The sequence below is a fragment of the Myroides gitamensis genome (assembly GCF_029894455.1).
Lineage (GTDB): Bacteria > Bacteroidota > Bacteroidia > Flavobacteriales > Flavobacteriaceae > Flavobacterium > Flavobacterium odoratum.
On the sequence record NZ_JARYHN010000001.1, the window covers coordinates 535,629 to 557,239 of the forward strand.

General features: G+C 33.1%; 13 protein-coding genes. 11 read left to right on the plus strand and 2 right to left on the minus strand.

The features are described 5' to 3' along the window. Positions 1–48: 48 nt before the first annotated feature. The 3 genes from M2306_RS02440 to ung all read left to right on the plus strand — a co-directional run bounded on the left by M2306_RS02440 (position 49) and on the right by ung (position 2,128). Positions 49–564, plus strand: coding sequence for a DUF2892 domain-containing protein (locus tag M2306_RS02440; RefSeq protein ID WP_115090859.1), 516 nt, complete (start codon positions 49–51; stop codon positions 562–564). 152 nt (positions 565–716) lie between these two features. Then, positions 717–1,457: a hypothetical protein gene (locus M2306_RS02445; protein ID WP_259188962.1), complete on the plus strand. Its 741-nt coding sequence runs from the start codon at positions 717–719 to the stop codon at positions 1,455–1,457. Next, the gene (gene ung / locus M2306_RS02450) at positions 1,457–2,128 is read left to right on the plus strand and encodes a uracil-DNA glycosylase (RefSeq protein WP_259188960.1); all 672 of its coding nucleotides are present in this window, start codon (positions 1,457–1,459) and stop codon (positions 2,126–2,128) included. The genes M2306_RS02445 and ung overlap by 1 nt, the downstream gene beginning before the upstream one ends. Before the next feature lie 64 nt (positions 2,129–2,192). Here the strand turns inward: ung and M2306_RS02455 are convergent, their stop codons facing one another. Together M2306_RS02455 and M2306_RS02460 are read right to left on the minus strand one after the other, a co-directional pair. Beyond that, the gene (locus M2306_RS02455) at positions 2,193–3,968 is read right to left on the minus strand and encodes an aminopeptidase P family protein (protein WP_259188959.1); all 1,776 of its coding nucleotides are present in this window, start codon (positions 3,966–3,968) and stop codon (positions 2,193–2,195) included. A 96-nt stretch (positions 3,969–4,064) separates the two neighbouring features. After that, positions 4,065–4,973: a lysophospholipid acyltransferase family protein gene (locus M2306_RS02460; protein WP_259188958.1), complete on the minus strand. Its 909-nt coding sequence runs from the start codon at positions 4,971–4,973 to the stop codon at positions 4,065–4,067. Between the two features lie 103 nt (positions 4,974–5,076). Here M2306_RS02460 and M2306_RS02465 point away from each other — a divergent pair, with 103 nt between their 5' ends. From M2306_RS02465 to M2306_RS02500, 8 genes are all read left to right on the plus strand, one after another. Beyond that, positions 5,077–5,724 carry a rhomboid family intramembrane serine protease gene (locus tag M2306_RS02465; protein ID WP_002986001.1) on the plus strand — a complete coding sequence of 216 codons (648 nt, stop codon included), beginning with the start codon at positions 5,077–5,079 and terminating at the stop codon, positions 5,722–5,724. Positions 5,725–5,815: 91 nt separating this feature from the next. Further along, positions 5,816–6,517 (plus strand): SIMPL domain-containing protein, encoded by a 702-nt coding sequence (locus M2306_RS02470; protein ID WP_115090855.1) that lies wholly within the window; start codon positions 5,816–5,818, stop codon positions 6,515–6,517. Positions 6,518–7,454: 937 nt separating this feature from the next. Continuing rightward, the gene (locus M2306_RS02475; RefSeq protein ID WP_115090854.1) at positions 7,455–8,093 is read left to right on the plus strand and encodes a LexA family transcriptional regulator; all 639 of its coding nucleotides are present in this window, start codon (positions 7,455–7,457) and stop codon (positions 8,091–8,093) included. Between the two features lie 680 nt (positions 8,094–8,773). Further along, entirely contained in the window at positions 8,774–14,899 is a 6,126-nt protein-coding gene (locus M2306_RS02480) for a phage tail-like protein (RefSeq protein ID WP_498882741.1), read from the plus strand. Further along, a complete protein-coding gene (locus M2306_RS02485; protein WP_498882742.1) occupies positions 14,889–16,229 on the plus strand; it encodes a hypothetical protein in 1,341 nt (446 codons plus the stop codon). Before M2306_RS02480 ends, M2306_RS02485 begins: the two co-directional genes overlap by 11 nt. 29 nt (positions 16,230–16,258) lie before the next feature. Further along, positions 16,259–18,751 carry a phage tail-like protein gene (locus M2306_RS02490; protein WP_259190944.1) on the plus strand — a complete coding sequence of 831 codons (2,493 nt, stop codon included), beginning with the start codon at positions 16,259–16,261 and terminating at the stop codon, positions 18,749–18,751. A 64-nt stretch (positions 18,752–18,815) separates the two neighbouring features. Continuing rightward, positions 18,816–21,398: a phage tail-like protein gene (locus tag M2306_RS02495; protein ID WP_498882743.1), complete on the plus strand. Its 2,583-nt coding sequence runs from the start codon at positions 18,816–18,818 to the stop codon at positions 21,396–21,398. A gap of 48 nt (positions 21,399–21,446) precedes the next feature. Further along, positions 21,447–21,572, plus strand: coding sequence for a hypothetical protein (locus M2306_RS02500; protein WP_498882744.1), 126 nt, complete (start codon positions 21,447–21,449; stop codon positions 21,570–21,572). Positions 21,573–21,611: the final 39 nt, after the last annotated feature.

Consider the following 21,611-nt stretch of genomic DNA (forward strand, 5'->3'; position numbering starts at 1 on the left):
ACGCTTATTTTTTTAATTTTGCATTCTTAATGAAGTTAATTATAGCGTATGTTTCATAGGTATATTAAATTAGGTATCGCAGCACTATTACTAGCAACGGCTGTTTGGCAGTTTTATGAATCGAATATTGGAAATGGAATTTTCTTATTATTCTTAATGGGGCTTGTAATACTACTGTATTTTAAAAATGAGTTCATCCTATTGTCTTTTTTAAAATTGAGAAAACAAGATTTTGAAGGAGCTGAAAGATGGTTGAAAAAAATTAAAAATCCTGAAACAGCTTTAGTGAGAAAGCAAAATGGATATTATAATTACTTAATGGGAATTATGACTTCTCAAACGAATTTGAATGCTTCTGAAAAATACATGAAGAAAGCGATCGAATTAGGTTTAAATATGGATCAAGATTTAGCAATGGCCAAATTGCAATTAGCGGGAATCTCGATGACAAAGCGCAGAAAATTAGAAGCGACGAAGTTATTAGGAGAAGCGCAAAAATTGGATAAACAAGGGATGCTAAAAGATCAAATTAAGATGATGAAAGAGCAAATGAAACGCTTGTAAACAAGGATATAAAAGTAAAAGCCACATGTCAACCATGTGGCTTTTGTTTTTTACCGCTAGTTTTACTGCTTTCTAGCATAAAATAAATCGCAGAAAGTGAGGAATATTTGAAAAGTTTTATATTTTTGATTTCTTAATAAAATATTAATAACATGAAGTTATATCTGTCGGTCATTTTACTTTTCTTAAGTATTGTTCAAATTCAGGCACAATGTTTAGATGAAAATAAGGTAAAAATAGGAGGAAGTTATCAAAGTGATTTGTTTATTGATGCTTGTCCCTATTATAATTACTTTGTTGATGCAGAGAAATCCTCCACAGGATATCATTATAGTAATAGACCCATTGATTTAGTTCCAGAAGGATTTGCTACCGTAAAAAAGAATTTAGAAGATCTTTTGGTGACTAAAGTAGGAGCAGATATGGTAAGTAAATTAACTTTTAAAGGGGTTAGTATTAGTGCATACGACAGCATACGCAAGTTTGAATCGAGATATCCCGTGGTGGATATGAGTAAATGTTTGACTAAATATTTCTTTTATTACGATTTTGAACCTGTAAAGGGCGTGAGCTATTGTGTTGGTATTGCATTAAACGATTACCAACAAATTATTTCACCGTTGCAATTACCCGAAACGCAAGAGAAATTAGCATTAGATTATTCCTTAGATTTGTGTAAAGTATTGCAAATTGCCAAAGAAACAGGAACGAAGTTTGAACCTGTTGATTTTGTGTCTTTTGAGTTTGATCCAGATAAAAAAGAATTTTTCTGGGTGGTACGTCAGCAAATTGTCAAGCCTAAAAAAGGATTGAACGAATACAATCAGATATTAATTGAAGCAAGAGATGCTACGCAAGTAGTATCCTATCGAAGAACGGTTTATATAGAATAATGAGTTTTAAATTACAGCATACCAGTTGGAATACAGTTTTACAAGGTGAATTTGAAAAACCGTATTTCAAAGATTTACAAGCCTTTGTGGCTCAAGAAAGAGAAACGAAAACAATTTACCCGCCTCAGGAGCAGGTGTTTAAGGCTTTAGAAAGTCTAGATTTTCCTGATGTCAAGGTGGTTATATTAGGGCAAGATCCTTATCACGGCGAATTTCAGGCGAATGGATTGGCTTTTTCAGTGCATAAAGGCGTAAAATTTCCTCCAAGCTTGAAGAATATATTCAAAGAATTGGAAGAGGATCTAGGAATTAAGAATATCCACAATGGAGATTTGTCAAGCTGGGCTAAACAAGGCGTTTTATTGCTTAATGCGACCTTAACGGTTGAAGCCTCTAAAGCTGGGTCTCATCAAAAGAGAGGATGGGAGACGTTTACAGATGCTGTAATTGAACGTGTAGCTACAGAACTGGAGCATGTTGTATTTGTTTTATGGGGAAGCTACGCACAAAAGAAAGGCAAGATGATTGACCGATCGAAGCATTTTGTCATAGAAACGGCACACCCTTCTCCGTTGTCAGTCTATCGAGGATTTTACGGGAGTAAACCTTTTTCAAAAATTAATGATTATTTAGTTGAAACAGGACAAGAACCAATCAACTGGCAAATATAAAGTAAGAATATAAAATAAGAATATAAAAAAACCGCCTACTCAGTAGACGGTTTTTTTTATATGATTAAATAGTTTTTGTTTTTTCTCTTAACCAAGAAGCTTCCTCGGCAGATAATAAATCTTTTAAGCTATTGTATACCCATTCGTTGTATTGGTTCAACCAATCAATATGCGTTTGTTCTAGCCATTTTGTATCCACTAAATCTGTAGCAATATAACAGATAGTCAACGTTTCAAAATCCATGAAATCTCCAAATTGATTTGAATCCAAATCTTTAGCTAAAACTAAGTTTTCAATTCGAATTCCATGTTTTCCCTCACGATATAATCCTGGTTCAATGGAAGTAATCATCCCTTTTTCAATAGCAATATCGGTAGGCGTTGGGTTGAATATGTGTGGTCCTTCGTGTACATTCAAGAAAAATCCAACACCATGACCTGTACCATGTCCATAGTTTCTCAAGGTAGCCCAAATTGGTCTTCTGGTAATGGCATCAATTTGATATCCACGTGTTCCTTTCGTATAAATAGCCATAGATCCTTCAATTGTACCTCTTAAAACGATGGTATAATCATCTTTTTCTTCTTGTGTAGGTGTACCTAAAGCTACAACACGTGTAATATCTGTTGTTCCTGTTTCGTATTGTCCTCCCGAATCAACTAATAATAACCCTTCGGTTTTTAAATCATAACTACTTTGCTCATTAGCAGAATAGTGAGGCAATGCCCCGTGATCTTTATAACCTGCAATGGTATTGAAACTGATGTCTTTAAACCCAGGTTGAGCCGCGCGTAACCCAAGTAGATGATCCGCAATATTTAATTCGGTCAAGGTACCGCTTGCCACATTTTCTTCAATCCATTTGAAGAATTTAGTCATCGCAACACCATCATTGATCATGGCTTGTCTTTCGTGTGCAATTTCAACGTCGTTTTTAATTGCTTTTAGTAAAGTAGAAGGATTCATATCCTCTTTGATGTTTACCGTAGTAGGAACGCTGTCATATGTTGCAAAACACGTGCGTTTAGGATCTAGTAAAATCGTACTTCCAGCAGGAATAGCTGCAATGGTTTGAGGTAAGCTACTGTAATCTGCAATTGCAATACCAAAGTTGCTTAGTTCTTGCTTGGTTGCTGCTTCTAATTTAGTTGCATCAATAAACAAGGTTGCTTTTTCTGCATCAAGGTAGACAAAGCTCAACGTAACAGGATTACAAGGTACATCCGTTCCTCTAATATTTAATAACCAAGCAATATCATCCAAAGATGAAATGATATGACAAGTGGCTCTTTTTTGTTTGAGTATGGCACGTACTTTAGCTAATTTATCTGCTGTACTTTGACCTGTTGTAGTCAACGGTAACGTATAGGCTTTTTCTGTAGGTAGCGCAGGTCTATTTTTCCAAATAGGACTTAGTAAATCCACATGACCGTTAATAGTAAATCCAATAGGAGCCAATGTTGATTGAATGGCATTAGCCACAGCTAAAGAAGCTAAATTTCCATCAAATGCTACAACACCTGTTTCAAATTGACTTGCAATCCAGTCCACGTATTCTGGCATGTGTTGCACCTTCAATTTTACTAATTCAAAGCCACTATTAGCTAATTGTTCATTTGCTTGAACAAAATAACGTGAATCTGTCCATAAACCAGTAAATTGTTGAGTAATCACTAATGTTCCAGCAGAACCTGTGAAACCAGAAGTCCAAGCAATGCACTTGTAATATTCGGGTAAGTATTCACTGATATGAGGATCCGATGAAGGGATAATATAGGCGTCTATTTTTTGTTCTTTCATCAAAGAACGAATAGCGTTTAGCTTTTCTATATGTGTCATAATATGCGTAATTTCAGTTAAAGGTACGAAATGCAATTTTTATACCTAATATAATTCAGGTGTTTTACTCAGAAAAAAGGGAAATAATCAAAGTCTTTATTGGAAGGACTTGATGTTTGCCGGTTTTTTACCTCTGTGTTTCCATCGTTTGTGTGTCCAGAAATAGTAAGCAGGCGCTTCGAGTATTTGTTTTTCAACCTCTTGTAGAAAGCGATTGGTTAATTCATAATTGGGAATTTCTTTTACGTTTTCTCCTTCCTTGCGAAGAGGAATAAATGTCGCTTGGTAATGCCCGCGTTTTACATATTCAACTTTTAGGTACATGGGTTCCATATTGAATTTTTTACACAACGCTTCCCCACCAGTGAATACAGGTACCTCAATTCCCATGAAGTTTTGCCAGTAATTTGCATCTCCAATCATAGGAGATTGATCACTGATAAAGGCATAAATACCGTGGTTTTTGTCCATTTCATTTTGACGAATCACGCGAATGGTTTCTTTCATTTCGATTAAACGAGTATTGAAACGCGTGCGAATCTTTAAAAATAAGTTATCAAAATGAGGGTTGCCTAATTTTTTATATACAGCATAGCCTTGGAAACTGATGAATTTATCCAAAATAATTAACCATTCCCAATTGGCATAGTGTGCACAAAAAAGCAAGGCGCTTTTGCCTTGTTTCTCTACCTCTAAAATGGTGTCTAAATTGGTGAATTGAAAGCGTTTTTTTAATTCTTCTTCAGATATGGTGAAGGTTTTTATCATCTCTAAGAAGATGTCACAGAGGTGTTTGTAGAATTGTTTTACTGTTTTCTGTACGTCTTGATCTGATAAATGTGGCATCGTTAACTTGATGTTTTCTGTTACCGCTTTACGGCGGTATCTTACGATATGGAAGAGCAAAACAAAAAAGCAATCCGATACAAAGTAAAAGATTGGAAAAGGTAATTTAGAAATAAGCCATAAGATCGGATAGGCGATATAGTAAATTAATAACTTCATTATTTTGGTTTAATTTACTAGCAAAGATACTCGATTTAGACTATTTTTAGCCCGTAATTTGCGACATAAATTACACCAAGTAACGGATTTTAAATGTTTAAAGATGGATATAGCTCCTATTATTTTAGTTATTTTAATTGCTTCTGGAATTGTCACTTATAAGGGACTGCAGGATTATTCTTTTTTTGCGAAGTACAATTTTGATTTAGATCGCATTCGCAAAGGAGAGGTTTATCGCATGATTACGGCTGGTTTTTTGCATGTGGATTGGATGCATTTTGCCTTTAATATGTTTACTTTATATATGTTCTCGGGTATTGTAGTGGCTATTAGTGGAAGCTTTTACTTTGTACTGATTTACTTATTGAGTATTATAATAGGGAACATTCTGACTTACCAATTGTATTTCAAACAAAGACAATACTATGCGGTTGGTGCTTCAGGAGGAGTTACTGGTGTGGTATATGCATCTATATTATTGTATCCTGATTTAAAATTGTATTTGTTCTTTATTCCTATAGGGATAAAGGGATACATTTTCGCGTTAGGGTATTTGCTGTATAGTTTATATGGTATGAAAAAGAAAAGTGATAATATTGGACATGCAGCCCATTTTGGAGGGGCGATTGGAGGGTTAGTTTTGACGTTAATTCGCTACCCAGAACTGCTTCAACAACAATTATTTTTGATAGGCTTATTATTGATTCCCATTGTTTTACTCCTAATTTTGGCTAAAACCAATAAAATATAGGTGTTAAAGGTTTGCTATAAAATGAACGGTAAACGTGTTTTTTTGAGTGAGTTCGCTATATTTGTTAGAAACGATTAAGAAAATATACAAGATGAGAAAGAGTATTTTATTAGCAGGGGCTTGTGTGGCTATGGGGTTAACAGCTCAAGCGCAAGTTGCTACAACAGGAAATAATATCCCCCAAATTCAAGTACAAGGGGTAGGTAAAGTAAAAGCAGTACCAGATCAAGCGATTATTCGATTGGGTATTGAAAATAAAGGAAAAACAGCAGAAGAGGTTAAAAAAATAAATGACGCAGCTGTTTCAGCAGTTTTGAAATATTTAAAAGATTCAAAAGTTCCTGAAAAGGATATCCAAACGGAACGTGTAAGTTTTTATTCATACAAGGATTATACCGATAAAAAAGACTATTATCAAGCTAGCCAAACAATTACGCTTACAATAGAAGATTTGTCTAAATACGAAGTATTGGTAGCAGGAGTGATGGGAAAAGGTGTGAATCGAATCGATGGAGTAGAATATAAATCTTCTCAGTTAGCTTCTTACCAAACAGAAGCTAGAAAATTAGCTGTGCAAGAAGCAAAGAAAAAAGCAACAGATTATGCAACGGCTTTGGGACAAAAGGTTGGAAAAGTATTAGTTGTAAATGATGGTGGAGGTTCTATGCCCCCTGTTTTTAGACCGATGTATGCTTTGAAAGGAGCTGCAGCTGATGAATCAATGGATCAAACATTAGCAGTTGGTGAAATTGAAATTAATACATCCGTATCAATTAGTTTTGAATTGGAATAAACAAAATAAATGTATTTTTACAGACGCTAGGTAGTTTTACCTGGCGTTTTTTTTTTCATTCTTCACAAGTTGAGGTTAAATAACCAAATAAAAGTGGAATTTAAAGGAGGCTCTTCACCTCTAAAATTTCGAAAATCAGTAAGGAGGTGTGTCTTTTTAAAACCATTTCTGAGCCTTATTGAGCAGAATTTATCCAAAATTATGGTTTTTCTTTACAAAAAGAGATACAGATTCTTTAAAATATTGTGTACGTGGTTTTTAGCTACAATATGTCACATTTAGTATTTTTTACTTATGAAATACAGATAAACCCGCAATACGAGAAATTATCAGAATCAAATGTGGTGAATCGTGTGTCTTTAGAATAATTTTAAACTGTTTGGTTTATAATTTAAGTGTTAATTTATATTTAATCATTATTGTTTTTTATGGTTTATAGGTGTTTTGTAGTAAAAATATCAACCATACTCCGTTTATTTTGGGTAATGTTTAAATTTGCTTAATTGCACTTGAAGGGAAGATTGCTGCTACATTATCTATTAAATAATGCAGCTATTCTTATTTCGTATCAATGAGCGTATGTTTTATTCTCAATAATAAGAATTTTCATTTTTCCAATATCGATGTATCGTTGTTTCGAATGTTTTTGGAACGGCAATTCGCGATTTTTTCAATGTGATTGATATCCTTTTTAAAGTTTTTAATGAAGCTTAAACCTAGTTTTTATTTGATAATTAAAAGTTTTTTGTTAATAAAAAGCTAAAAATAAAATAGGCTTTATTGTTTTTATGTTGTTTATTTTTAGTTGATTACATTTTTTTTACAACATAATATTAACATTATTTTTATTAAAAACTAAAATTGCGATTTTTCTGGCAAGATAATTGATTTTTAGAGAACAGAAGAAGATGTAGAATTAAGAAAAAGAAAGAAAGTTATGTTACAAGCAAACGAAGTAATTAAAAGATTGAAACAACTACTTGGATACAAGAATGATCTAGAGTTAGCTAACCTATTGGGGATTAAACCCAATACTTTATCCTCGTGGAAGGTTCGTGAAACCATGCGTTATGATAAAATTATCGCCATCTGCAAGAAACATAAAATTGATTTGAATGATTTATTTTTGGCTCACCCCAATTCAGTTTTAAATGTTGATTTAGAAAATAGACGTGTAAAAATGATCTCTGTTGATCATCATATAGAATATTTTTTAAATGCAGAAAAGTGCTGCGGTACTTCACCTACCTGTGTTTTTCCAACGGAAGAAGAAATAGATATGGCTTTTCAGGTTGGAGTAGAAAACATGTATCCTACTATAAAGGTTAGTTCTTATGTGTTGACTAAACAGATTGATTTAAGTGAAATTAAACCTTGGCATATCTATTTATTAGTAGTAGAAGGAAAAGGAATTTTATGTTATCGCTTTAAGCGTTATACACCAGAAGGAGAATTGTTATTCATTAGTGATAATCCTGCGTTTGATTCCTTTTTAGTGGAACCTAAAGACATTCGAGAAATATTTTGCATTCGAGGTGCATTTTTACCGAATATCAAAAATTTATCGGACTATTAATAGTTCTAAAATTGACAAAGGTCTATAATTGATGTTCATACTTCATAAAGACTAAGTGTATATAATATAGGGTAGAGTTGATCGAATATGTTCGCCTTACTACGTGATACTTTACCCGATTTTATCGATTTATTTTCTATATAATTCGATAGTTAATATGAATACTGTTCAACTCTATTTTACATCTCCCTTCATAATAAGAGTCAAGTAGTTAGGAATATTTTAGCTTGGCTTGATGACTACAGCCATTTCACATTATTAATTGAATGAAGAGAAGTATTGCTCTTTTAGTAAAAAGAAGTGCCACCTGACGTTTTTTTTGAGTTTTTCATATTTATTCTTTCAAAAGTGAAAAAAACAAGAAACGAATTATTTAATTTTTTTTCGTTGCAAAGAAATGCTCATTTCGAGATTGTTTTTATTCTAAAACCCACTATAAGTAGAGCGAAATCAATGGAATAGAATTTAATAGATACAAAAGGTGACTGTATGCGAATAATTAACAAAAAGCAGAATATGATTTAAATTCAAATTTAATATAATTTTATGGTTTTAATATTGTTTATTTTGATATTTATGAGTGTTTTTTGTAAAAATTGTATGTTATAGTTAAAGATAATATAATGGTTGTAACTTTGTGGGACAAGATTTTATGAGTTGTATAACAAAAAAAATTGAATATGATAAGAAGATTAATTCCGTTAGTAGCACTTATATTGAGTAGTTCAGCAATGGCTCAAGTTGGTATAGGTACTAAAAAAGCAGCTAGCTCTGCTCAGTTAGATGTTGTTGCTTTAAAAAAAGGGGTTTTACTCCCTAGAGTAGAATTGAAGACTAGTACTGCATTTGATCCTATTGAAGGAGAGAGAATTGAAAGTTTATTAGTTTATCATACTGGAAACACTGAGTTAGTTGCAGGATTTTACTATTGGAAATCAAATGCATGGACTCCACTCCTTTCTGGTGATACTTATATTGATCGAAAAAACTATTCTTTTACTATTGCAGGAAACCCTACAAAAAATGGAGAAGAGTCTTTAGTAGTTACAGATAACCAAAATCATAGTGTATATCTTGCAGTTGCAGAAATTGCAAACAACACTACATTCGTTACGAACTTGGTTGAGAACCAAGAGTTCATTACAAAGTTAGGAGATAACGTAGAATTCATTAATCACATTACCAATAATAATGAGTTCATTGAAAATATCATCAACGAATTAAAAGGAACGTATGGAAACGTAAATTACGATTCAACCAATAATACGTTTGTTTACTATGATGAGAATGGAAACGAACATCCAATTGATTGGTCTAGATTAAATACAACCAACGTTAGTTTTACTTTGGTGAATGACCGTTTGGTAGTGACAGATTCAGAAGGAAATGCTGTTTCTGTAGCTGTAGAAGAAATTGCAAACAACACTACATTCGTTACTAATTTAACAGAGAACCAAGAGTTCATTACAAAGTTAGGAGATAATGTAGAATTCATTAATCATATTACCAATAATAATGAGTTCATTGAAAATATCATCAACGAATTAAAAGGAACGTATGGAAACGTAAATTACGATTCAACCAATAATACGTTTGTTTACTATGATGAGAATGGAAACGAACACCAAATTGATTGGTCTAGATTAAATACAACCAACGTTAGTTTTGAATTAGTTAACGATCAATTGGTTGTTACGGATTCAGAGAACAATGCGGTTCGTTTGGATGTTTCAGAAATTGCAAACAATACTACGTTTGTAACCAACTTAACAGAGAACCAAGAGTTCATCACCAAGTTAGGAGATAACGTAGAATTCATTAATCATATTACCAATAATAACGAATTTATTGAGAACATTATTAAAGAATTAAAAGGCGAATATGGAAACGTAACGTATAATTCTACAAATAATACATTCGTATACTACGATGAAGATGGTAATGAGCATCAAATCGATTGGTCTAAATTAAATACAACCAACGTTAGTTTTGAATTAGTTAACGATCAATTGGTTGTTACGGATTCAGAAAACAACGCGGTTCGTTTGGATGTTTCAGAAATTGCAAACAACACTACGTTTGTAACTAACTTAACAGAGAACCAAGAGTTCATCACCCAATTAGGAGATAATGTTGAGTTCATCAAACATATTACAGAAAACAACGAATTTATTGAAAACATTATTAAGGAATTAAAAGGCGAATACGGAAACGTAACGTATAATTCTACAAATAATACATTCGTATACTACGATGAAGATGGTAATGAGCATCAAATCGATTGGTCTAAATTAAATACAACCAACGTTAGTTTTGAATTAGTTAACGATCAATTGGTTGTTACGGATTCAGAAAACAACGCGGTTCGTTTGAATGTTTCAGAAATTGCAAACAACACTACGTTTGTAACTAACTTAACAGAGAACCAAGAGTTCATCACCCAATTAGGAGATAATGTTGAGTTCATCAAACATATTACAGAAAACAACGAATTTATTGAAAACATTATTAAGGAATTAAAAGGCGAATACGGAAACGTAACGTATAATTCTACAAATAATACATTCGTATACTACGATGAAGATGGTAATGAGCATCAAATCGATTGGTCTAAATTAAATACAACCAACGTTAGTTTTGAATTAGTTAACGATCAATTGGTTGTTACGGATTCAGAAAACAACGCGGTTCGTTTGAATGTTTCAGAAATTGCAAACAACACTACGTTTGTAACTAACTTAACAGAAAATCAAGAGTTTATCACCCAATTAGGAGATAATGTTGAGTTCATCAAACACATTACAGAGAACAACGAATTCATTGAAAATATCATCAAGGAATTAAAAGGATCATATGGAAATGTAAATTACGATTCAGTTAATAATACGTTTGTGTATTATGATGAGAATGGAGATGAACATCCAATTGATTGGTCGTCTTTAAACACAACGAACGTTAGTTTTACTCTAGAACAAGATCGTTTGGTTGTTTCTGATTCAGCAGGAAATTCAGTTTCACTAGCTGTTGAAGAAATCGCAAACAATAGTACGTTTGTGACTAATTTGGTTGATAACCAGGAGTTTATTACTAAGTTAGGAGATAGCGTAGAATTTGTTAAACAAATTACAGAAAACAACGAGTTCATTAAAAATATCATCAAGGAATTAAAGGATACTTATGGAAATGTTGGATACAACACGGAAAATAATACTTTCTATTACTATGATGAGAACAAGAATATTGTACCGATTAGCTGGGATGCTTTAGGAAATACAAAAATTGCAACATTTGCAGTAGATGAGGCTACTGATACTTTGGTAATCACGGATACAGAAGGAGCAAGTTTTTCAGTTGCAATTAATGATTTAGGAAAAATCATCGCAAATAACGATGTATTTGTAACCAACTTAGTGGAGAATCAAGAGTTTATTACTCAATTAGGAGATAACGTTGAGTTCATCAAACACATCACAGAAAACAATGAATTCATTGAAAATATCATCAAGGAATTAAAAGGATCATATGGAAACGTAAATTACGATTCAGTTAATAATACGTTTGTGTATTATGATGAGAATGGAGATGAACATCCAATTGATTGGGCTTCATTAAATACAACGAACGTTAGTTTTACTTTGGAAAATGATCGTTTGATTGTTTCTGATTCAGCAGGGAACTCAGTTTCACTAGCTGTTGAAGAAATCGCTAACAATAGTACGTTTGTGACGAATTTGGTTGAAAATCAAGAGTTTATTACCAAGTTAGGAGATAATGTTGAGTTTATTAATCACATTACAGAAAACAATGAATTCATTAAAAATATCATCAATGAATTAAAGGATACTTATGGTAATGTTGGTTATGATACTGTAAACAATAATTTCTTCTACTATGATGAAAACAAGCAACCTGTAGTTATTAGCTGGGATGCTTTAGGAAATACAAAAATTGCAACATTTGCAGTAGATGAGGCTACTGATACTTTGGTAATCACGGATACAGAAGGAGCAAGTTTTTCAGTTGCAATTAATGATTTAGGAAAAATCATCGCGAATAATGATGTTTTTGTAACGAATTTGGTTGAAAACCAAGAGTTTATCACCAAGTTAGGAGATAGTGTAGAATTTACGAATCACCTAACAGAGAACAATGAATTTATTAAACAAATCATTAATAAGCTAGAAGGAGAATACGGAAACGTATACTACAACACTACAGATAATAAATTCTATTACATTGATGGTGATGGTGATCAGCAACCTGTAGATTGGTCATCAATTAATACAACCAACGTTCGTTTTGAGTTGCTTAATGATCAGTTGATCATCACGGATTCTGAAGACAATACAGTTGCTTTAAATGTAGAAGAGATTGCTAAGAATACGAAGTTTGTAACTGAGTTGGTTGAAAACCAGGAGTTTATTACCAAGTTAGGAGATAACATTGATTTCATTAATCACATTACAGAAAACAACGAGTTCATTAAAAATATCATCAATGAATTAAAGGATACTTATGGTAATGTTGGCTATGATACTGTAAACAATAATTTCTTCTACTATGATGAAAACAAGCAACCTGTAGTTATTAGCTGGGATGCTTTAGGAAATACAAAAATTGCAACATTTGCAGTAGATTCGGCTACTGATACTTTGGTAATCACGGATACAGAAGGAGCAAGTTTTTCAGTTGCAATTAATGATTTAGGAAAAATCATCGCAAATAATGATGTGTTTGTAACGAATTTGGTTGAAAACCAAGAGTTTATCACCAAGTTAGGAGATAGTGTAGAATTTACGAATCACCTAACAGAGAACAATGAATTTATTAAACAAATCATTAATAAGCTAGAAGGAGAATACGGAAACGTATACTACAACACTACAGATAATAAATTCTATTACATTGATGGTGATGGTGATCAGCAACCTGTAGATTGGTCATCAATTAATACAACCAACGTTCGTTTTGAGTTGCTTAATGATCAGTTGATCATCACGGATTCTGAAGACAATACAGTTGCTTTAAATGTAGAAGAGATTGCTAAGAATACGAAGTTTGTAACTGAGTTGGTTGAAAACCAGGAGTTTATTACCAAGTTAGGAGATAACATTGATTTCATTAATCACATTACAGAAAACAACGAGTTCATTAAAAATATCATCAATGAATTAAAGGATACTTATGGTAATGTTGGCTATGATACTGTAAACAATAATTTCTTCTACTATGATGAAAACAAGCAACCTGTAGTTATTAGCTGGGATGCTTTAGGAAATACAAAAATTGCAACATTTGCAGTAGATTCGGCTACTGATACTTTGGTAATCACGGATACAGAAGGAGCAAGTTTTTCAGTTGCAATTAATGATTTAGGAAAAATCATCGCAAATAATGATGTGTTTGTAACGAATTTGGTTGAAAACCAAGAGTTTATCACCAAGTTAGGAGATAGTGTAGAATTTACGAATCACCTAACAGAGAACAATGAATTTATTAAACAAATCATTAATAAGCTAGAAGGAGAATACGGAAACGTATACTACAACACTACAGATAATAAATTCTATTACATTGATGGTGATGGTGATCAGCAACCTGTAGATTGGTCATCAATTAATACAACCAACGTTCGTTTTGAGTTGCTTAATGATCAGTTGATTATCACGGATTCTGAAGACAATACAGTTGCTTTAAATGTAGAAGAGATTGCTAAGAATACGAAGTTTGTAACTGAGTTGGTTGAAAACCAGGAGTTTATTACCAAGTTAGGAGATAACATTGATTTCATTAATCACATTACAGAAAACAACGAGTTCATTAAAAATATCATCAATGAATTAAAGGATACTTATGGTAATGTTGGCTATGATACTGTAAACAATAATTTCTTCTACTATGATGAAAACAAGCAACCTGTAGTTATTAGCTGGGATGCTTTAGGAAATACAAAAATTGCAACATTTGCAGTAGATTCGGCTACTGATACTTTGGTAATCACGGATACAGAAGGAGCAAGTTTTTCAGTTGCAATTAATGATTTAGGAAAAATCATCGCAAATAATGATGTGTTTGTAACGAATTTGGTTGAAAACCAAGAGTTTATCACCAAGTTAGGAGATAGTGTAGAATTTACGAATCACCTAACAGAGAACAATGAATTTATTAAACAAATCATTAATAAGCTAGAAGGAGAATACGGAAACGTATACTACAACACTACAGATAATAAATTCTATTACATTGATGGTGATGGTGATCAGCAACCTGTAGATTGGTCATCAATTAATACAACCAACGTTCGTTTTGAGTTGCTTAATGATCAGTTGATCATCACGGATTCTGAAGACAATACAGTTGCTTTAAATGTAGAAGAGATTGCTAAGAATACGAAGTTTGTAACTGAGTTGGTTGAAAACCAGGAGTTTATTACCAAGTTAGGAGATAACATTGATTTCATTAATCACATTACAGAAAACAACGAGTTCATTAAAAATATCATCAATGAATTAAAGGATACTTATGGTAATGTTGGCTATGATACTGTAAACAATAATTTCTTCTACTATGATGAAAACAAGCAACCTGTAGTTATTAGCTGGGATGCTTTAGGAAATACAAAAATTGCAACATTTGCAGTAGATTCGGCTACTGATACTTTGGTAATCACGGATACAGAAGGAGCAAGTTTTTCAGTTGCAATTAATGATTTAGGAAAAATCATCGCAAATAATGATGTGTTTGTAACGAATTTAGTTGAAAACCAAGAGTTTATTACCAAGTTAGGTGATAGTAATGAGGTTTAAAACGATTATAAAAGGTAATTCAGCAATAGCATCAGTAAAATTAACAGACGGAGCTGTGAATGCAGAAGCTGTGAAAGCTGGATTTACTTTTAATAATGGTAAAGATCTTACTACTGTTGAATTTGCAGAAACGTTAACTGCAATGGAAAAAGGAGCAGATGCAGCAGGTTTCATTGAATACTATTTTGTTGATGAAACAGGAAATCATGATGATGTTGTAATCCAAGTAACACAAGATATTATCACAGACTTTGAAAAAATTCTAAATGATAATAGTGTAAAAAACTTATTAGAACAGTTTATTTCTTCAACAACAGGAGATGTTTCTGTGGTAAGAGATTCGATTGGAGATATCATTATCAAAACTTCGAATGATAATTTTAACCTAACGGATGAAATTAAGAGTAAAGAGACGAAGACAACATTGAAAGCTGTAAAATATCCAGTATATGTTTATATCGATGGAGATTTAGAAGTACACGAAGAAATAAAACGCGAAGGAGAATTTCCTTCAAGAGAATATGAAGGAACTAAATTCGTGTATAATAATGAGGCGGATGAAAATGTTGAAATTAAAGGAACTGATTTGTTTGGTCCAACAGGAAGCAACAATTTAGAAACGGTCACTTCACTTTCATTAGAGGATAATTACGCAGGATTAGGAAAGGCTTTAGTATATGAAAACGAAGAAAGATCGAAGAGTCCAATTTATATTACAGACATCTTTGATAGTTCAGAAACATTAACACACTTAGATATTAAGCTTGATACACGTGAGTTGATCTATACAGACGAAGAGAAGAATACTACAATTATTTCTCTTAATGATCTTGTACAAGAACCTTGGTATACAGGAAGTGATGTTCAAGCAACGAAAAACGATCAAGATATTTATACAATGGGCTGGGTAGGAATTGGTTATAAAACAAAATCTACTGCGCCAAATGAAAGATTACGTGTAAATGGTAGTATTACGGCAACGAATAGCTACTATGCGGATTATGTGTTTGAGAATTATTTTGATGGGTATTCATCATTGAAGTATGACTATACATTTAATGATTTATCTACAGTGGATAGCTACATTAAATCAAACAGACATTTACCTGGAATTACACCAATTAGTGAATTAGAGAAAACAGAAACAGGTTATTCATTTAACGTATCTGAATTATCGATTCAACTATTAGAAAAGACAGAAGAACTTTTCTTACACGTAATTGAACAGAAGAAGGAGTTAGATCAAAAAGCAGATGAAATTCAAGTATTGAAAAATGAGGTGAGAGATTTAACGGAGCGTTTAGAAGCAATTGAAGCGCTTTTAAAATAATCAATTGTATAAGTCAAAATAGTTTATTGATGAAAAAATTAAATTTGAAATCTATTCAATATATAGTATGGATAATGGTAGCTGTATTTTTTAATATAGCTACCGTATTCGGACAAACTAATCTTCATACAACAAAGATTAAGGATGGTTCGGTAGCTAATAGTGATCAGACGGCAGCGCCTGCAACACTATTAGAATTAGAGAGTTCTACGAAGGGATTTTTACTCCCTCGTATGACAACGGCAGAAAGAAATGCGATTAGTATTTCTGATGTTGAACGTGGAAATGGTTTAGTAATTTACAATAAGGATACAGATTGTATCAACTATTGGAGTAGAGAAGGAAACCGTTGGTTGAGTTTATGTGGTACTTTACCACCTGCAATTGTAGATGTTACAGATTGTAGTAGAATTGTTTTAAGTGCTTCTGGTAAGGATTACTTAGAACAAGGAAAATTCTTAAGAGACACAGATATTTTGTATATCCAATTGAATGTACAAGAAGCTGGTTCGTACCATGTTACAGCAACACCGACGCCAGAAAATGGATATTCTTTTAGTAAAAGTGGAACCTTTAATGCTCCAGGTGTATATACCGTAGCGCTTGAAGGTTTAGGAACACCTTTAGCGGGAAATGATGGAACAGGAGGAGGAGATGTATTAACCTTTTCTATTAACGGAAAAGTGAGTACGAGTTGTACCAATACACGAATCAAAGTAAGACCTTCAGAGCTTAATTTTAGAATTGTTGAAGGGCAAAATGTTACAACATCATGGAACGGTTATATTGGAGTTCCTTTAAATGCGAATGATAATAAGGTAGAACTAAATGTCAATGTAACCACACCTGGTTTTTGGAGAATACAGTCTACAAATACAGTAAATGGAATGTCGTTTGCTGGTTCAGGTGAATTTACAACAGAGGGGCTGCAAAGAATAGAAATTGTAGGACAAGGAACACCAATAAATTCTACACCAGTTTCAGATCCTAACAGGTTTACTTTTACTACAAATTCAATTAGTAATTCAAGTGCTACCAATGTAAGTGTTATGGTACATGTAAAAGCAGTTGCCTTTGAATTAGTATGTGATGATACCAATAATAAAATTGAGATTAGAGGAAGTTACCAAGAGGATACAAAATTAACGCAAGCAAATTCAATTTTAATTCCAGTGAAAGTATTAGCACCAGGAACAACTTCAATTGAATTGAAAGGAGCTTTTGTAGTTGGAAATGCTACAACACCAGTGAGCTTTAAAGCGAACAATGTGAATTTAGCCTTTAATCCAAATAGAAATAATATTCAATATGTTACACTCTATCCAGAAGATGTTAGAATTCCAAAAGGAACAACAGCAATTAAATTTACAGATTTAACTCCTGGAACATCAGCGATTTGTACAACATTCCCAGAAATTACAGTAGAGGTTCAACCAATCCGCTATAGTGTTTTATGTCATACGGTTCGTGTAAATGGATCATATTTAGTGGATTCAAGTTTAGGGGCTAATAATTTTATTGAGCTTCAAGTGAATGTAGATTATCCAGGACCTTATTCGATTACAACGAATGAAGTAAATGGAGTTAGTTTTAGTGCTTCTGGTACATTTACAGGACAAGGACAACAAACAATTCGTTTAGTACCTTCAGGTAGGTATACAGAAGGAGGAAATTTAAATTATACCATTACAACCAATAGCCAAGCAGGTACAACAACATGTTCAGCTAGAGTAGATGTTCGCTTTAGAGATATTGTAGTATTGCGTTTAGGTTCTAATAGTTATGGACCTTCTACATCGAATACTTATGCAGGAGGAGCGATTCTAAACAGTAAGGTAAATTTTGGACCAAATGGAAAAGTCAAAGTAAATAATATTCGAATCGTAGATACAGGACATCAGGGTGAAAACCTGCGTAATTTCATTACTTCAAATCAAGTTGATATTATCGTAAACGTAATTGGATATAATGCAACAGCTGCGACAAATCAAGTATTATTAGATTTTGTTCAAAATCAAAAAGGAGTATTGATCACCAGTGATGAGAATACTGTACATACAACAACAAAGAGCTTTATTGAAGCTTTAACGCATACTACGGGGATTACATATAATAACCGATTTACAATGTTGAACCCAGTATTAAGTAGTGCAAATAATGATCCTATTATTAATGGACCATTTGGAAACCTAAGTGGTAAATATTTAGGTAATGATGCTACTAATGGATGGTACTATAGCAATTTACCAAGTAGTATAGTTCCTTTAATTACCAAACAAAATGATGCTTCATCTGTTTGGGCATTGAAACACAGAGATTTAGGTTATGTGTTTGTAGGAGATGGAGGATGGTTTGTTGGAACTGCGACAAATACGAGTACAAATGTTTGGCCTTCAAGATATTTAGCAGATGGAACGCCAGTAGGAAAACCATATTATCAAGGTACAACGGTTTATAATGCTGTGCTATATGCGAATCTAATGGCTTGGGCTATTGAATATGTGAAAGAAAATAGACACTAATTAATTAAGAAGAAGCTGGAACTTTTGATATGTTCCAGCTTCTTAAATCAAAAAAAGAATGCATATGAATTTTGAAATGAAACAATATAACGTATTGTATTATGTATTACTAGCTGTCTTTTTTAGTGTAACTACAATTAATGCACAAAATCTAGCAGATAATAGAGGAATGAAACTGGAAGATAACTCAGTAAGTTCCCCTACCAGTGATATGTTGCCTTTTAGTATTTTGGACTTGAGTTCAGTAGAACGAGGATTTTTACTTCCTAAATTAACTACAGAAGAACGAAGAAATATTCCAAAAGCTGATTTACAGCAAGGATTAATGATCTATAATACAACCATTGATTGCATGGAGTTCTATAATGCAACTCGTGATAGATGGTTAAATCTATGTGGGGAAATCGAACCTGCAACTTTTGTCATTCAAAATAGCCAATGTTCAAAAATAAAAATTGAAGGAAACTATTTTGAAGGTGTATTTCTAAAAGAAAGAGCGAATGTTATTTTTCTTGAAGTAAGTGTTTCTACACCTGGAACTTATAAGGTAGAGGCAACAGCTTTAAATGGAAGTGATGCTAATGGATATGCATTTGAAGGCTCAGGTATTTTTCCTGAAGCTGGAAACTATCATATTGTATTAAGAGGGTCAGGTACTCCAATTAAAGGATATACAAGAGACGGAAATGGTGTTCCAACTAGCCAAGGAGATATCATTAAATTTATATTAAATGGAAAAGAAGCCAATTGTGTTGTTTACAACTTTGTAGAGAAAGAATCGCTAAAATATAAAATTAGTAGAATTGATTCTGTTGGTAAATTTTACACTAGAGTAGATTTAACAAATGCTCGAAGTGGAAATTTAGAAGCCACAATTAAAGATATTACAATGGGTGGAATCGTTGAGATTACTACCTCAGATAATAATGGAATTCGCTTTTCAGGAACACATAGACTAACCAATGCAGAGATTGCTGCAAGAACAGCAAAGGTTGTACTTAGAGGAGAAGGAGCACCTGTTGTTCCACGTAATACACCATTAGATTTCTTTACTAATTCTCACGTTCAGGTGGAATTAGGACACTCAGCAGAGTCTTTTCCGCATAGTGTAAAAATAGAACCTTTATACGCTAACTTTTTGTGTAATGATCCAAATAATCGAATCTCACATACAGGAGAGTTTGAATATAATACGGTGCTAACAGATGCAAATAAAATTCATGTCCCATTAAAAGTAGTTGCTCCAGGACGTGGAGAATTAATTGGAACAATTGAAGTTACTGGTACAGGATATGGACATCAAACAGAAAAAATTGAATTTACTTCAGGACAAACTGATTTTGTATTTAACAATTTAAGAGATGATATCCAAAATGTAGTGCTAACGCCTAAACGCGGGACAGGAAAACCAACCGTAGGAAATAGAGGGCTTACTGTGAAACTAAAATTGGTTTCAAAAGGTGCCCATGAATATGATTCAAGTTATCCAATTGAAGAAAGTATTGTCAATGGATGTGATTATGATATTCCAGTATTTGGAGCTCCTGTGAATTACGAAATGAGAAATGTAAGACTCTTTAGTATGCATCGATCTGTGAGTCAAGGTGGAACTCCTTTTATTACGCCACGTACAAAGATGCCTGATAATGGAAGTGAACAATTTATGCTTCTTGTAACACTTGTTCCGCAAGCTCCAGGTGAATATGAAATTAGAACGAATACATTTAACGGGGTTTATTTCTATGGTCAAGGCATTATCGAAGACAGTGATGTAGCTAGAGGAACAAAAGAAATTTCGTTGAAAGCCTATGGAAGATCAGAAAGAGATTTACCTAAATCAATTTCCCTTTATACCTTAACAGGAAATAGTGAAGTTGTGCAAAGTACTCCAGCACGTATTAATGTGGATTATGTATATCGTGCAATGAAAATGTATTCTATTGGAGGAAGCAGTGAATCTTGGCATCCAGGAGGAACAAACAGAAGCCCTTCGCAAGGATGGTCTTTTGCTGGAGGTCCTCGATTGGTACGTAGCTTAGAGAATTTTGGATGGAATGGAGTTGTTCGAATCGATAAACTTGACATTATCGGAATTAGTAATCCTCAATCGGGTGATTATGTTAATACTTCCGCAGATATGTCAAATACAGGTTATGCTGCTACTTTTAAAGCTAAATTAGACCAAGCTGATATGGTGTTTATCGGAGGGCATAATAAAAATAATTTTGCAAAACAAAATCAACAACTGACAGATTTAGCAAATTATGTAAAAAATAAAAATGGAGTATTGATGTATGGAGAAGGTAATAAAACCTATATGGAGAGTTTCTTCCAAAAATTAGGTTATACTATCGCGACACAGACTTATGGTTATGGTAAAACTAACCCAAGTACTATGGTTTCGTCAGGATATGCCAATCAAATGATATTAGGAAGTCGTACTTCTCATTTTGGAGGTGCATATGGCAATATTGCATTACATGGTCGTAACATTAGTGGAGGATATCCTACTTCATTTAGTATTACCAATCTACCTTATGATTTTGAGCAAATTGCGTACAACGGAAATACAAATTTAAGTTTTTCTTATGTGCACAAAACACTTGGTTTTGTAGGTGTAAATAACGCTTTATTTATGGGAGGATGATATGTAACTACTGACGGATCTGGTCAAACTAAAGCTTATGATTATCCTATGAATTCAACAGTTACGGGGCAACCATTAGTAGGTGATGAAACTTATAACTCATGGTTCTTATTAAACCTTGTACACTGGGCCATTGACTACGCACAGGAACACCAACCAAACGTAGTGAGATAGTAAGAAATGTAAATAAAGGGACCCGAATGTTTTACAAAC